Here is a 14,815-nt window from a genome sequence, read left to right as displayed (position 1 = left end):
CCAATAGCTAGACAACATAAAAAGACCCTATATAGAGGCCTTGAAATTTAGAGGCTAGTATCCAAGGTCAAACCTTTACTGATCCTGCACATCAATCAGATGATCAAGTTTCTTCTGGAAATAATCGCCTTGAATAAAGCGGGCATCGACATTCCACGCATTGGCAAACGAAGTCATATCATTCAGATCTCGCAGCATAATTTGAATGTTTTTCAATTGATGATATACAGCAACTTTTTCTTGCAACTCTTCCGTGTTGGCGTCGCTACTGAGCATGCGAGTTAAGTTTTCATGTAAGGTGAGATTGTTGATATCGAGCTGACGTAGGATAGATTCACTATAAATACTATTACCAAAGTCACGAATCGAAACTTCAGCACCATATTGGCGAAGCTGGGCAATGTATTTTTGCGCTTCAGCAATGTTTTGGCTGATATCATCTTCAGAAAACTGAAGGATAATTGGATGACTTAACTTACTGCGTACAATGGTAATCAGTTTGGCGATAAATTCAGGGAAAGAGCGGTCATTCAACAGTACAGCTTTGTTTAAGTTTACAATCAACTTTGCTTCAGGATACTGAGTGATAAAATTGTGTAGCTGTTTACATGACTCAACTAAAATCCAGCGGTCAAGTTTAATAGACAGTTCGTGATCTTCACTTAACTCTTTGAGGCTCGATATATCTTTCCACGTATTGCCATAAATAAAGCCACTGGTGACCTCATAGGTATATAAATTGGTGTCTTCTTTATCGTAAAGTTGTTGATATTTAAGATGAATCTCACCACGCTCTAAAGCTATATGTAAAGCTTTAAGTACCGTAGGCTCATTTGCTGTTTTTTGAGTGTCTAAAGTATCGCTGACACTAGGGTTAATCAACTCAATCACAGGCATGTCAATACTGGCTTTTTGCTCAATTTCGCAATCGTCTTGATTGGTCGGTAAAGCGGTTTTAAAGGCTGAGCATAATAATTTTTCAAACTGATCTTGATTTGAAATTTCACCTTTCAACAAAGTATAGCCAATGCGTAAATTTACGGGATAGCTATTGTTTTCTACCGTAATGAGTTGTGGTTTGGTGAGCGCATTTAACGCAATCAGCTTAGATTCAAGTTTGGCCTGTGATTCCGCTTGGAATAAACCAACGATGGTTTGCCCACCCGCCTTAAATAGAGGAATATGAGTCTGTTCATTTAAAAAGCTGTAAATATTGTTAAAATAATCACGCGTAGTTGCCCAGTTGGCTTTAAAAATTTCATCTGGACAAGAGCTGAGTGCAAAGCTAACCAAGGCATTCTGATCAGAAGGTTGTTTGGTCATAGCACGGTTAATTTGTTGATACGTATTAGGTTGTATCGCATGATTTTCAGTGTTGACTGATGGAGCAGCAGACCGTTCAGATTCGACTTCAATCGTCAGTTGGAGCGCATCATCTTCAGGTGCGGCTAAAAACTCAACTTTTAAAGGGTTTTGAGTTTGGGCATTGCTATTGAGAGTAGCAATTTCAAAAGCACCTAAATCAAACTGACCTTGTGAAATTTTCTTAAAACGGATTTTAAAATCGTTTACATCTTTCGGCTGGAGAATATCAAGCAAAGGTTGACCGATAATATCGTCCTCAGAGCTTAGGCCGAACAGTTGTAAGTATTCAGCATTGGCTGAAACATGAATCCCTTCTTGAATTAAAGCAATGGCTTTATTGCTTTCTTCAACTAAGGCCTGTGCTTGGTTTTGCGCTGTTTCAAGCTCATTCATGAGTTGTTGTTGGCTTTGCAATAAACGACTTAATGACAGTGCACGCAGTAGACCTAAGTAAAAGTTATCCGCTTCTTCTAAGTCCAAAATATCATAGACCCCTTTACGAATAAAACTTGCGTATTGGGTTGATTGATATTCATCGGGCTTTAATAAAATCAGCGGTAAATTGACTTGGTTAGAGTTGCGAATCAAAGTTAGTGCTTGTTCATACTTTAAGTCATAAGCGCGACCAAAAATCACCACATCCCAAGGCAGATGAAGCTGTTTTTCAAAGTTTTGTAAGTCATCCAGTAACGTGGCATGAACTTGATGATCGCTAGAAGTTAAAAGGTCACGAATTTGGTTATAACGGATCTGATTATCATCAATAATGAGTAAACGTGTTTCCGTACGTTTTAACTTTTTAGATAATAATGGATTTCTCACTTCAATGCTTCCCATAAATCGTGATTCTTAATAGCATTCATTTGCTTTTGAATAAAACTTTGAACCAATGGTTCTTGTTGGTCATTCAACAATTCATAATCAAAACGAATAAAACTTTGTGTAATTAAATGTGCTTTTACTAAATAAATTTTAAGATCTTCATCACCTAAACGTAAGTGGATGGTTTGTTTTTCTCGGTACATATTCGAACCTGGCACAATGAGACTGGTTTGTACTTCATCTAGTTGGGATGTTTGTACCAATAACGCAGGTTGATAGTTCTGAGTGGTTCGGTCTGTTTTTACCATAACAGCACATGGGAAAAGATCTTGCGCTAAGATTTCTAACCCTAGTTCCAAGCTTTTTTCACTTGATTGTTTAATCCAGCGAATCACACCACCGCGCCATTGGCTATGCGCATTTTCTTGGACCAAAATAAACTCACCTGTTTTTAAATGTGCAGGTGTTGGTCCAGTCCAACGAATACGGTAACCATTCACACTAATATCTAAAACTTCGGCAGGGTAGATTTGTTTCGATTCACGATCAATCATACGAGCAGAACTTGTCTCCACAGGAATATTACTGTTCATGGAGTTGATCACGTGACTTTCATTCTGAAAGTTGTAGTTGCCTTCTAGCTCTAAAGTTTCATTAAAATTTTTGCCTTTAGACAAATAGAAATGTGCGACTGACAGGCCAAAACAAATTTGTAATTGGGCTGAGTATTCATAACGTTCATGCTTACGTTCAATATTATTGGTCAATAAGTTATGAATATGAAAATGCAGAGCAGGGGTAAGGAAAATCTTCTCATCGCGTGACAGTGGCTCGGCGCGTTTGGTTTGCATCTCTGAGAGATGATCAAGCAGAGCTTGCGTCGAGATAAAAATATTCGGCTGAATGTGACTGTTTTTTTGAGAATTATAAGTTGGTGGATAATCTTTTGATGCATCGACAATATAGCGAGATAAGGTTGTTTCTTTAGGTAAAATTTGAATCAGTTTCGCCCAATCAAAGCTACACAAAAACAGCCCTTGAATCTCACCTGGACGGATTTGATGGGTATTAAAAATATCCAATAGAATGAGCTGCGCATAGGCTTGACTAATATTGCTCAGTTGATGCTGCGTGCCTTGTATTTGATTAATGTTGGTCAAATAGAAGTTATTTTGAATAGCAGAATCCAAGAGTTGATGAGCTGCTAGCCACTGACCCGGAATCGGGGAGCTATAGAGCAAGTGTTGTTGGTACAACAACAGTGACAGTTGTTGTAAAGCATAATAACTCGATACGGTTCGAGCCGTTTGTAGGTTCTTTTTTTGGTTAAAAGCAAATAGAGAAAACTTATTTTGAGTGATTTGCTGAGAAACACGTTTTGCAATGTCGATATAGACTTTAGCAAAATGACTACGCATTAATAAGGCAAGCTCAATAATATGGTCATTTCGATCAGTGGTGATGAGGCCTTGATTAAAAAAATGTTTCTCTAAACTGGTAAGCACATTTTCTAAATTTGGATGCAGTGCTTGAACCAAATCAAAGCGAAGTGTTTCGCTGACTTGGAGCTCGGAGACTTCAAGTAATGCTTGAAATAAGGAACGAGAAGAATCACCTAATTGTAAAATGGATAAGTTTGCCAACCATTCTTGTAAGCCTTTGACTGTGCTTGGGCAGAAACTAAGCTTATCCAACTTTAATTCGGTTGGTTTTTGGAAGATATCTGAAGTACTCGTCGTCATCATCGTTATTATTTAACTCAAAAAGTTGAAACCCCGAAAAGTGGTGTCTTATTCTTTTCTCCCGCAATTTCCCTGACCAACTTGGGAACCAGATAGCCGGGTAGATTCGCCAATAATCCTTGATACAGCAAATCAATGTCTTGCGAGTTTAAATCAAAATGGTGAGCCCCTTTTACTTTATCTAAAACATGTAAATAGTATGGCAATACACCTGCATCGAATAAACGGTAGCTCAAATCTGTCAAAATTTGAACGTGATCATTGACCCCTTTCAATAAAACCGCCTGATTGAAAACGGTGATTTTTTCTGCGACTAATTGCTGTAATTGACGGCAGGTAAGATCATCCAATTCCGATGCATGATTTGAGTGTACCACTAGAATAATGCGCAGCCTACTGTTTTTTAAGATGGAAATTAGCTCATCATCGACACGGTTAGGCATTACGATAGGAACTCGTGAGTGAATTCTCAAAAATTTAAGTTGGGGTATACTTTCTAAGCGTTCAATCCATAATTTTATTTTACGATTGGACAGCGTTAAGGGGTCTCCGCCACTCAAAATGACTTCATTAATGTCAGGTTGAGACTGAATATAGTGTTGAATATTGATCCAATCTTCTGACTTTGGTAGGTTCTCTTGATAGGGGAAATGTCGACGAAAACAGTAACGACAATGAACGGCACATGCCCCAGTTAGCGTAAGTAAGAAACGAGTTTTATATTTGTGCAAAACACCGGGTTGTTGGTTGGCTTGTTCCTCACCCAAGGGGTCGGTCACGAAGTCGGGATGTTCTTCAAGCTCAAGATGATGGGGCAGGACTTGAAGGAGTAAAGGATCAAGCGGATTACCTTTTTGCATTCTTGTCACAAAAACACGGGGAACACGGAGTTTAAATTGGGTTGATGCAAGCAGTGCGCCTGACAGCAGTTGCTCAGGAGAAAGCTCTAGAATGTTAAGTAATTCTAAAGGGTCAGTAATTAAATCACTGAGTTGAGCTTGCCAATTTTGCTCTTGGTACAAATAATGAGTCATGCAATAAGGGGTCAAATACTAGGTCAAAAGAAAGTTAGGTCATCAAATCGAGTGATGTCAAAACGAGTTGTTCGGATGTGTGCGGTCTAAAAAGGCTTTTTCAATACACAAAAACACGCGGAACGGGGCTATTTTATCAAGATCTTCGGCTTATAGGCAGTGGATTTTCATTGCTTCATAACACCTTGCTCATTTACAATACGAGGCATCAAAAAAGATGCCCTATCTTTACAGCCCAGCTTTTCAAAGCTTTGGTGTCTAAGATAAAGACATAAATATTTAAGTTAGTTAGTTTGGAGTGCGCCAGTCATGGCCTATTATTCTACGAATGATTTCAAGTCAGGCCTTAAGGTTATGCTTGATGGTAACCCATGTTCAATCATGGAAAATGAATATGTAAAGCCAGGTAAAGGTCAAGCATTTAACCGCGTAAAACTACGTAATTTACGTTCTGGTAAAGTTTTAGAAAAAACATTTAAGTCTGGTGATTCTTTAGAAGCGGCTGACATTGTAGAAGTAGAAATGGAATACTTGTACAACGACGGCGAAATGTGGAATTTCATGGATCCTGTATCATTTGAACAGATCGCTGCTGACAAAACAGCAATGGGCGATGCTGCAAAATGGTTAAAAGATGATTCAAATGAAAAATGTACCATTATGTTGTTCAATGGCGTGCCATTAACAGTAAACCCACCAAACTTCGTAGTTTTGAAAATTGTTGAAACTGATCCGGGTGTACGTGGTGATACTTCTGGCGGTGGTGGTAAACCTGCAAAATTGGAAACAGGTGCTGTAGTACGTGTTCCATTATTTGTACAGCAAGAAGAAAGCGTTCGTGTAGATACGCGTACTGGCGATTATTTAGAACGTGCATAATGGTTTAAAAATAGACTATTATCGGAAGGGATGATGAAAATCATCCCTTTTTTTATGCCAAAGTATTAGATCAAAACAAGGAGATGCAGAGTAAAGTCGCAAAGGAAAACAGCAGTACCTCGAATAATTAAAGACGCTGATTGAATGCAACAAATATGAGGGATTGAAATGGAATCTGTTCAGCCGAAGTCAACCCTGACTTCAAAAATCATCTGGCTACTGGTAGCCATCGTCGGTGCAGTCTCTTTTGGGATATTGGCACTGAGTCGTGGTGAGCATGTCAATGCCATCTGGCTCGTACTTGCTGCGGGCTGTATTTATAGTATTGCTTATCGCTTCTATAGTTTATTTATTGCAAATAAAGTTTTTGAGCTTGATGAACGTCGCTTAACTCCCGCGCATCGTTTGAATGATGGTCTGGACTATGTTCCAACCAACAAAAGTGTTCTATTTGGACATCACTTTGCAGCGATTGCAGGTGCAGGTCCATTAGTAGGGCCTATTTTAGCAGCGCAAATGGGCTATTTACCTGGCACGATTTGGTTACTTGTCGGTGTCGTGCTTGCAGGTGCAGTACAAGACTTTTTGGTGTTGTTTATTTCTACCCGTCGTGATGGACGCTCACTCGGTGAAATGGCAAAGCAAGAGCTTGGAACTTTTGCAGGTATTGTGGTCATGCTTGGTGCATTGGGGGTAATGATTATTATCCTTGCTGTTTTGGCACTGGTTGTGGTCAAAGCACTTGCACACAGCCCGTGGGGCGTATTTAGTATTGCTGCAACGATTCCAATTGCACTCTTTATGGGAATTTACATGCGTTTTATCCGCCCGGGTAAAATTGCAGAAGTATCTATTATTGGTTTCGTTTTGATGATGCTCGGCATTGTCTACGGTGAAAATATTGCACAGCATCCATATTGGGGTGCGCTCTTTACACTGTCTGGCACTCAGTTGACTTGGGCACTGATTATTTATGGTTTCGTGGCTTCGGCACTGCCTGTGTGGTTATTGCTTGCACCACGCGATTACTTATCAACCTTCCTAAAGATTGGTGTTATTGCAGGTTTGGCAGTCGGTATTATTTTCGCAATGCCAGAAATGAAGCTGCCAGCATTCACGCAATTTATTGATGGTACTGGTCCCGTGTTTGCAGGTTCAATGTTCCCATTCTTATTTATTACCATTGCCTGTGGCGCAATTTCAGGTTTCCACGCTTTAGTGTCGTCAGGCACCACGCCAAAACTTGTGAACAATGAACGTGATATTCGTATGATCGGATATGGCGGTATGCTCATGGAGTCATTTGTTGCAATCATGGCTCTGATCTGTGCAGCAGTGCTTGATCCCGGTGTATATTTTGCGATTAACTCACCAGCCGCTTTACTGGGTACAAGTGTCGACACTGCAGCTGAAGCTGTTCGTAACTTAGGTTTTGTTGTTACTCCAGAAACATTAACTTTACTGGCTCAAGAAGTGGGTGAAAGCACCATTCTTTCACGTACTGGCGGTGCGCCAACTTTTGCCATTGGTATGGCCCACATCATTACGGAAATTTTCAATAGTCGTGAAATGATGGCGTTTTGGTATCACTTTGCCATTTTATTCGAAGCACTATTTATTTTAACGGCAGTTGATGCAGGTACGCGCGCGTGTCGTTTCATGGTGCAAGACACCGTGGGTATTGTGATTCCTGCGGTGAAAAACTCACATAACTTCTTCGGAAACTTGTTGGGTACAGCGGTTGCAGTTTCGGGTTGGGGCTTCTTTGTTTACCAAGGTGTCGTCGATCCACTCGGGGGGATCAATAGCTTATGGCCACTGTTTGGTGTGGGTAACCAAATGCTTGCAGCAATGGCATTGATCTTAGGTACGGTTATCCTCTTCAAAATGAAGAAAGAGAAGTATGTATGGGTCACGATTATCCCGACCATATTCTTGTTGGTAACCTGTATGACAGCGGGCTGGCAGAAAATTTTCCACGAAAATCCAAAAATTGGTTTCTTGGCACAAGCTGAACGCTTTAACAATGCAATTGCAAACAATGAAATTTTAGCACCAGCAAAAACGGTTGCTGAAATGCAGACTGTTGCGATGTCGAATCAGATCAATGCTGCACTGTGTGGATTCTTTATGATTGTGGCGATTGTGATGCTCTTTGCTGCGATTAGAGTGATTCGTCGTGCATTGGCAAGCCCAGTTCCGACTGTGCATGAAGCAGAAGCCATTTATCGTGATCCTGAAGACATTCAGCCATCAAAAGCTGGACATTAAGGAGAGTCAGATGAATCTAAAATTTGCTAAAAGTGGAAAAACGATGATTTATAAAATCATTAAAATGACCGTGATGTCGCAGAAAGATTTGATTCTGAACCCTAAAAATTGGTCTCGAATTGCGACGCTGTGGCAACGTTTGCAGCAAAGTTTCCGCTTGATGGTGGGAGTGCCTGATTATCCAAACTATTTGGAGCATATGAAAAAGCACCATCCTGATTTAGAAGCGATGGATGCTAAAACTTTTTATCGTCACTGTGTCGATGCGCGTTATCCATCTGCAACGAATGGCATGAAAAAGTGCCCATGTTAATATAATTAATCAATTCAAAGACGGCACTTCGGTGCCGTTTTTTTTGTGAAAATACTCAATTACATGCGGTTGCTCGTGTTAGATTCGACAGTGTACTTTTTGCATGAAGCAAGTTGTTACATCACGGCTTAAATCATAACGCAACACGGAGTGTGAGGCATAAAAGGTTCATGTTGTATATTTGACAGCTTTTGATTGTTATAGTTCTTAAAATACTGGAATGTTTGCAAAGGGAAATTGAATGAAAATATATATTTATGGTGCTGGAAGCATTGGGTGTTATTTAGGCGGAAGGTTGGTTGCTGCAGGTAATGATGTTACTTTTATCACGCGTCCACGTATTCATGCAGAGCTTCCCAATGGGGCTTAGTCTTAACTGATTATTTAGGCAAAAAGATCAAACTTGCACCTCATCAACTCAAACTAACGACTGATCCTGCTCAGGTTGTGAATGCTGATGTTGTTTTTATTTGTGTGAAATCGGCAGCAACGGAACAAGTTGCGCATGAACTTAAAGAATATTTAGGAACTAAAATACCGCTGATCATCAGCTTTCATAATGGTTTAAGCAATGTCCCTATTTTAAAAAGGGTTTTGCAAGAGCAAATGATTTTAGAGGGAATGGTTCCTTTTAACGTCGCCACGCAAGAAGCTGGGCATTATCATCAAGGTACCTCTGGTGCATTAAGTGTTAAGCAATATCCGAATCAAAATTTGCTTGAGAATGCATTTCAAAAAGCAGGGTTAGAGATTGTTTTTGAAAAAGACATGCCGGCTGTGCAGTGGGCCAAGCTTTTACTTAATTTAAATAATTCAATCAATGCATTGTCAAAAAAACCGTTAAAGGAACAATTGTCGATTCATAAATATCGCCCATGTGTGGCAATGGCGCAGCAGGAAGCCTTAGCACTGCTTGATTATGCACAAATTAAACCTGCAAAGTTAACCGCAGTTCCGACCCATTTGATTCCAAAATTACTGAGTTTACCCAATCCATTATTTAAATTATTAAGTCGTAAAATGTTGGCAATCGATCCACTAGCCCGGTCGTCTATGCAAGATGATTTAATTGCAGGTCGCCCCACAGAGGTCGACTGGATTAATGGTGAGGTTTTAAAACTTGCAGAGCAATGTGGTAGACAGGCTCCAATCAATGCACGACTCATAGAATTGATTAAGCAAGCAGAGAAATCATCTCTATCATTTTCAATGAGCGCAGATGCTGTAAAAGATCAGTTGAAATCGGCATCGAAACAATAGCTTGAGGTGAGGTAAGTCATTCATACGCAAATCATTGAATATTTATAAGGATCATCTTTGAGTATGGTTGAAAAACCTGTATGTTAAACCTTGATTTATATTTTGATTGGGGAGAATAAGGTGCTTTGGGGAAAAGAGAAAACGGTAGAAACGTTGCAATATGACATGCTCGATGAATCAGAGTTAAGTATTTTTTATCCAAAAATCCAAGAATTCCTCAATCAAGTTAATCAAATCGTTTTAGATAAAAATCAACAAACCCAATTAGCCTTATGCAGCCTTTTAGCTGGTGGGCATATCTTATTTGAAGACTTGCCTGGTTTAGGCAAAACCACATTGGCCAGTAGCTTGGCCCATTTGGCTGGTCTTCAATTTAAACGGATTCAGTTTACCAATGACATGCTGGCAAGCGATGTGATTGGGGTGAATATGTTTAACCAAAAAGAACATCTGTTTGAGTTTAAGCAAGGGCCAATTTTTACTCAAATTTTACTCGCAGATGAAATTAACCGCTGTAGTCCGAAAACGCAGAGTGCGCTCTTAGAGGCGATGGAAGAGGGTGTGGTGACAATCGATGCAAGTCGTTATGTACTACCGCAGCCTTTTTGGGTAATTGCAACGCAAAACCCACTTTTTCAAAGTGGAACTTATGCACTACCAGAGTCACAGCTCGACCGTTTTCTTATGCGTTTATCTTTGGGTTATCCATCCCGTCAGGCAGAAAAGGCTTTATTGCAGCAACAATCCCGTCATGACTTGATTCAGCAGTTGATGACTGTATTTTCTGAACAAGACATTCTTGCCTTACAAACTTTGGTGCCACAGATTTATTTGTCTGAGGAAGTCTTGGATTATATTTTAGATTTGGTGGCTGAGACTCGTAAAGGTCGACATGGGTTATCTACACGTGGCGTACTGGCTTTGAAGAAAGCAGCACAAGCCTATGCTCTGGTTAAAGCCCGTGCATTTGTTACACCCGATGATGTACAGGCTGTATTTGTCGCAGTGACCGCGCATCGTATTGGGCTGGGTGAAGCTGAAACTGAGCAGCTTATGAAGCAAGTCAAAGTTCACTAATAGGATAAGCTGACGCATGCTGTGGCAAAACTGGATCAATAAACGCTTTAAATTTAAGGCTGAAAAACAACTGACCCAAAAAGATGTACTGGTGTTTATTTATCAGCAAGGATATGTATATGTGGTGCTGATTTTAATCACCTTTATTGCTGGGGTGAATTATGCCAATAACTTAATTTTAGCGTTTTGTTTTTTAATCAGTGCCGTGCTGTGTATGAGTTTTTATTTGACCTTTAAACAGCTACATGGGTTAAGTGTTGATCTTGTATTGCCTGAAATAGGGCAGGTTGAGAGTGCATTGCAATTACAAATGCATTTCAAACAACAGCATTCACAGCCTCGATACCTTTGGCTCGCTTATGCTGATCATATAGAACAGTTGTTTATTCAAGATACCCATCAGGTGGTCGATTTAAATTTTTTTCCAAAAGAGCGCGGACAGTTTAGTTTTCCCGAGATTAAAATTTACTCGACTTATCCATTTGGTCTCGTTCGTGCATGGAGTTATTTTTTTATCCAAGCACCTGTGTGGATAGCGCCTAAAGCTAAGTCTTTAGCGGCAGAAAATAAACAGCAACAGCACGGTTTTGAACCGGACATGGATGAATTTCGAGAATTACGAAATTTTAAAGAGGGCGACTCTTTACAGGCAGTTTCATGGAAACAAGTGGCACAAGCACAAGGTTTATTTATTAAAGTCTTTGAGCAACATCAGGATCAACACAGTTTAGACATTCACTATGCACATATGCCGAGTCCTTCGCATGAAGAAAAGTTAAGCTTGATGATGGGCTTGGTTGAACAATGTGAGCAGTTGCAGTATGCCTATGCACTGTATTTCCCCCATACTGAACTAGCCAAAGGGATAGGACGAGAACAATACCTTCAAGCCAAATTACTTTTGGCGCAGGCATAGCGAGAACAGTATGCATTCTTCTATTCGTATTGCCATTGTACTGACACTAAGTTTGATTTGGATCACACAACTAAGTTTTAGTCCTGTGCTATTGAGTGTCATTTTCGCCATTTGTATCGGCTGTCTATGGTATTTCATGAAATCCACGGGCAACCATTTCCCGAAATGGGCAATTTACATTTTGACCCTTGTTGCTCTAGCGGTCACTTTTTGGAGCTATCAAAGCTTTTTAGGGGTAGAAGCGGGCGTAGCTGTTTTAAGCATCTTTCTCTTTGCGAAAGCCTTAGAAACAAAAACGCAGCGTGATGTGATCATTTTGTTTAACTTTGCTTTATTTGTTGCGGCGAGTATGTTTTTACATAGTCAGTCATTTATGACGGCTGCCATGGTTTTGCTGTGTTTATTGAGTTGTTTGTTGGGGCTGTATCGAGTGCAAACCCATGCTTTTGCATCTGAAAACTCGAATCGTATGGCATTAAGGCAAGATGCAAAACACGTCATTAAATTTGTAGGTCTCGCACTGCCTTTTTTTGTGCTGCTGTTTATCTTTTTTCCGCGTTTACCCCCACTTTGGCATATTCCCATTCCTGAAAATAAAGCAGTGACAGGCATGAGTGACAGTATGTCACCTGGAGATATTGCGCAATTATCCCAGTCCAGTCATTTGGCTTTTCGTATTATTGGTGATGTCACTCAGCTCCCAAATCGTTCAGAGCTTTATTGGCGCGCGATGGTCTTAGATCAGTATAATGGTCAAAAGTGGACCGGTAGTTTGATCAATCAGCAAAGTATTGCAAATGAGACGCTAGGCCAAATATCTGCATCTAAAAAATGGAACTATCAATATTTACCCGCTGATGCCGCGATTCCTTGGATCATGGGATTGGAATATTCACAACCTTTAGAGCGACGTTATCAGCTACGTCAGGATTGGAGTATTCAGGCTTATCGTCAAGTACAGCGTGTAGAGCCGATTTCACTACAATGGATGGGAAATGTCCAACTTACTCAAACTAAATTATCCAATGTGCAACGAAGTATTAACTTAAAAGCGCCTGAGCAAATAGATCTGAAAGCACAACAATTTGCACAACAACTCTTTAAACAAAGTAATGACAATCCGAACCGTTATATCCAAAATGTTTTGCAATGGTATCGTAATAATGGCTTTAGCTATACCTTGCAGCCAGGCTTGTTGGGGCAGCATCGTATTGATGAGTTTTTGTTTCAGTCCAAACAAGGGTTTTGTGAACATTATGCCTCTAGTTTTGCGATGCTGATGCGTTATGTGGGAATTCCTGCCCGTATCGTGGTTGGTTATCAAGGTGGTCAGCCTTCACCAGATGCAAAAAGTTGGGAAGTTCGACAGTTAGATGCGCATGCATGGACGGAAGTCTTTGTGGATGGACGCTGGAACCGCTATGACCCAACAGCCATGATTGCACCACAGCGTATTGAACAGGGTATGCAAGATTTAATGAGCCAAGATGCCAGTGTTTGGGGTGATAGTAGTCGATGGCATGTACAGCGCTATTCGGTATTAAACAAAATGCGCATTTGGAGTGATTATGCAAGCTACCAATGGCAAAGTAAGGTGGTTGGCTATAATGCAGAGACTCAACGAGGATGGTTACAGAAGCTAGGACTCCAATCTAGTTATTCATTGGTATTGCTGATTATGATTAGCATTGGTGGATTAGTTTTACTGTACTGGGGCGTTATATTTTGGCATAAACGTGCTCAAACTTCTGAATATGACATTGTCGTTCAGTCTTTTTCTCGAAGCCTAATAGCAGAGCAGCGTAAACAAGATGCCGAAACGGTAAACAAATGGTTGTTGCGTTTAGCTCAAGATGTTAAACCTGAACAGCAAGTTTTATTTCATCAGGCAGCTGATTATTATCAACAAATGCGTTATTCCAATACGTTGAATTCAAAAAATATTCAACAATTTAAACGGATGCTTAAAACTTGTGCATCTGCTTTAAAAAACAAGAAATAGCGCTTGTCATACTTTTTAAAAGTGAATATTATGCTTTTACTTCAGGTGTATAGCTCAGTTGGTTAGAGCGCTACGTTGACATCGTAGAGGTCTCCAGTTCGAGTCTGGATATACCTACCAAGATTCTAAACGTTATGTTATAAGGGTTTTAAGCGAAAACAATAGCTTAAAACCCTTTTTTGTTGTCTTGAATAAAGTCTACCCTTAACAACACTATCCGTAAAATCGCTACTTTTTGCCGATAATGCAGTTAAATTTAGACCAAGATTAGACCAAGAATATAGAGTTATAGATCATGAAAATGCCTAAAGCGGTCAAGCGCGGTGAAAGCTACAGAATTAAAATAATGATTGCTGGAACTACATATTCAGCAACCAGAGATACCGTAAAAGAATGCGAGCAATGGGCTGCGCAAAAGATGCTTGAGGCAAAAGCAAATAAACTCTCTGAAGATCTGGGCGTAAAACAGCACTATCCATTCAAAACACTTTTTCATAAATATTATGATGAGCATGGGCGAAAGCTTCGTGGATCCAAATACGTCAAAGAGCAATTAGCGCCGTTTGATGAAAAGTTTGGTGCACTGGCAGATATGTCGATTCATGACATCACACCACAGCATTTAACTATCTGGCGCAATAAGCGCTTAAAACAAGTTGGAGCAAATACAGTACTGCGAGAAATTGCGCTGTACTCATCAGTTTTTAGCTATGCAGTTAAAGAGCTTTTCTTATTGGAAGCCAATCCATGGATGGGTATTAAGAAACCGGCCAAACCTAAAGCGCGTAATCGACGTATTCGTGATGAAGAAATTCAGCTCATTTTAGAGGGATTGAATTATCGTGAAGGGCAGACACCGACATTGCCAGAGCATTATGTTGCCTGGGCTTTTCTATTTGCATTGGAAACAGCAATGCGCCGTGGTGAAATTCTAGGTATCACAATGTCAGAAATTTATGATCGGCATGTTCATTTACCTAAAACTAAAAATGGTGATGCTCGTAATGTTCCTCTGACTAAAAAGGCTTTGGCACTTCTAGATCTAATCAATCATGGAGGGGATAAGTTGATTCCTCAGTCTGAGAATACTTTTCGGTTAATGTGGGAACGTCGTAAAGAAAAAGTAGGGCTGGC

The 14,815-nt window shown here is 40.1% G+C and carries 10 protein-coding genes, 1 tRNA gene and 1 pseudogene; 9 read left to right on the top strand and 3 right to left on the bottom strand.

Features of this window, described 5'->3' with window-relative positions:
• Positions 1-75: 75 nt before the first annotated feature.
• From ACF8FD_RS07070 to epmB, 3 genes are read right to left on the bottom strand one after another with little or no spacing between them, the layout of a single operon-like run.
• Positions 76-2,202: an EAL domain-containing protein gene (locus tag ACF8FD_RS07070; protein ID WP_279679161.1), complete on the bottom strand. Its 2,127-nt coding sequence runs from the start codon at positions 2,200-2,202 to the stop codon at positions 76-78.
• Positions 2,184-3,929, bottom strand: coding sequence for a GTPase (locus tag ACF8FD_RS07065; protein ID WP_234305101.1), 1,746 nt, complete (start codon positions 3,927-3,929; stop codon positions 2,184-2,186). Before ACF8FD_RS07065 ends, ACF8FD_RS07070 begins: the two co-directional genes overlap by 19 nt.
• A gap of 17 nt (positions 3,930-3,946) precedes the next feature.
• On the bottom strand, positions 3,947-4,963 hold the full coding sequence (epmB, locus tag ACF8FD_RS07060; RefSeq protein ID WP_234303701.1) for an EF-P beta-lysylation protein EpmB: 1,017 nt from the start codon (positions 4,961-4,963) through the stop codon (positions 3,947-3,949).
• A gap of 309 nt (positions 4,964-5,272) precedes the next feature.
• Between epmB and efp the strand changes: the two genes are divergently transcribed.
• From efp to ACF8FD_RS07015, 9 genes and pseudogenes are all read left to right on the top strand, one after another.
• On the top strand, positions 5,273-5,842 hold the full coding sequence (efp, locus tag ACF8FD_RS07055; RefSeq protein ID WP_004693574.1) for an elongation factor P: 570 nt from the start codon (positions 5,273-5,275) through the stop codon (positions 5,840-5,842).
• Positions 5,843-6,010: 168 nt separating this feature from the next.
• Positions 6,011-8,113 (top strand): carbon starvation CstA family protein, encoded by a 2,103-nt coding sequence (locus ACF8FD_RS07050; protein WP_201706352.1) that lies wholly within the window; start codon positions 6,011-6,013, stop codon positions 8,111-8,113.
• A 10-nt stretch (positions 8,114-8,123) separates the two neighbouring features.
• Complete coding sequence (locus ACF8FD_RS07045) at positions 8,124-8,426, top strand: YbdD/YjiX family protein (RefSeq protein ID WP_004693572.1); 303 nt, start codon at positions 8,124-8,126, stop codon at positions 8,424-8,426.
• Positions 8,427-8,667: 241 nt separating this feature from the next.
• Positions 8,668-9,686: pseudogene (locus ACF8FD_RS07040) on the top strand (2-dehydropantoate 2-reductase).
• A gap of 120 nt (positions 9,687-9,806) precedes the next feature.
• Positions 9,807-10,763 (top strand): AAA family ATPase, encoded by a 957-nt coding sequence (locus tag ACF8FD_RS07035; RefSeq protein ID WP_392453295.1) that lies wholly within the window; start codon positions 9,807-9,809, stop codon positions 10,761-10,763.
• Between the two features lie 16 nt (positions 10,764-10,779).
• Complete coding sequence (locus ACF8FD_RS07030; RefSeq protein WP_234303700.1) at positions 10,780-11,679, top strand: DUF58 domain-containing protein; 900 nt, start codon at positions 10,780-10,782, stop codon at positions 11,677-11,679.
• Between the two features lie 10 nt (positions 11,680-11,689).
• A complete protein-coding gene (locus ACF8FD_RS07025) occupies positions 11,690-13,681 on the top strand; it encodes a DUF3488 and transglutaminase-like domain-containing protein (protein ID WP_234303699.1) in 1,992 nt (663 codons plus the stop codon).
• Between the two features lie 43 nt (positions 13,682-13,724).
• Positions 13,725-13,801, top strand: a tRNA-Val gene (locus ACF8FD_RS07020).
• A 175-nt stretch (positions 13,802-13,976) separates the two neighbouring features.
• The coding region (locus ACF8FD_RS07015; RefSeq protein ID WP_279679159.1) for a site-specific integrase at positions 13,977-14,815 on the top strand (839 nt) is incomplete at its 3' end.

Source organism: Acinetobacter sp. TYF_19, assembly GCF_043105125.1.
Lineage (GTDB): Bacteria > Pseudomonadota > Gammaproteobacteria > Pseudomonadales > Moraxellaceae > Acinetobacter > Acinetobacter johnsonii.
The sequence above is the reverse complement of the archived record's forward strand: the minus strand, read 5'-3'. Positions and strand labels throughout refer to the sequence as shown.

What these genes read in the sequence shown, in the direction of transcription:
- ACF8FD_RS07030 (WP_234303700.1), top strand. Translation starts at nt 10,780, where the DNA reads ATGCTGTGGCAAAACTGGATCAATAAACGCTTTAAATTTAAGGCTGAA.
- ACF8FD_RS07065 (WP_234305101.1), bottom strand. Translation starts at nt 3,929, where the DNA reads ATGACGACGAGTACTTCAGATATCTTCCAAAAACCAACCGAATTAAAG.
- ACF8FD_RS07045 (WP_004693572.1), top strand. Translation starts at nt 8,124, where the DNA reads ATGAATCTAAAATTTGCTAAAAGTGGAAAAACGATGATTTATAAAATC.
- ACF8FD_RS07050 (WP_201706352.1), top strand. Translation starts at nt 6,011, where the DNA reads ATGGAATCTGTTCAGCCGAAGTCAACCCTGACTTCAAAAATCATCTGG.
- ACF8FD_RS07070 (WP_279679161.1), bottom strand. Translation starts at nt 2,202, where the DNA reads ATGGGAAGCATTGAAGTGAGAAATCCATTATTATCTAAAAAGTTAAAA.
- ACF8FD_RS07025 (WP_234303699.1), top strand. Translation starts at nt 11,690, where the DNA reads ATGCATTCTTCTATTCGTATTGCCATTGTACTGACACTAAGTTTGATT.
- epmB (WP_234303701.1), bottom strand. Translation starts at nt 4,963, where the DNA reads ATGACTCATTATTTGTACCAAGAGCAAAATTGGCAAGCTCAACTCAGT.
- efp (WP_004693574.1), top strand. Translation starts at nt 5,273, where the DNA reads ATGGCCTATTATTCTACGAATGATTTCAAGTCAGGCCTTAAGGTTATG.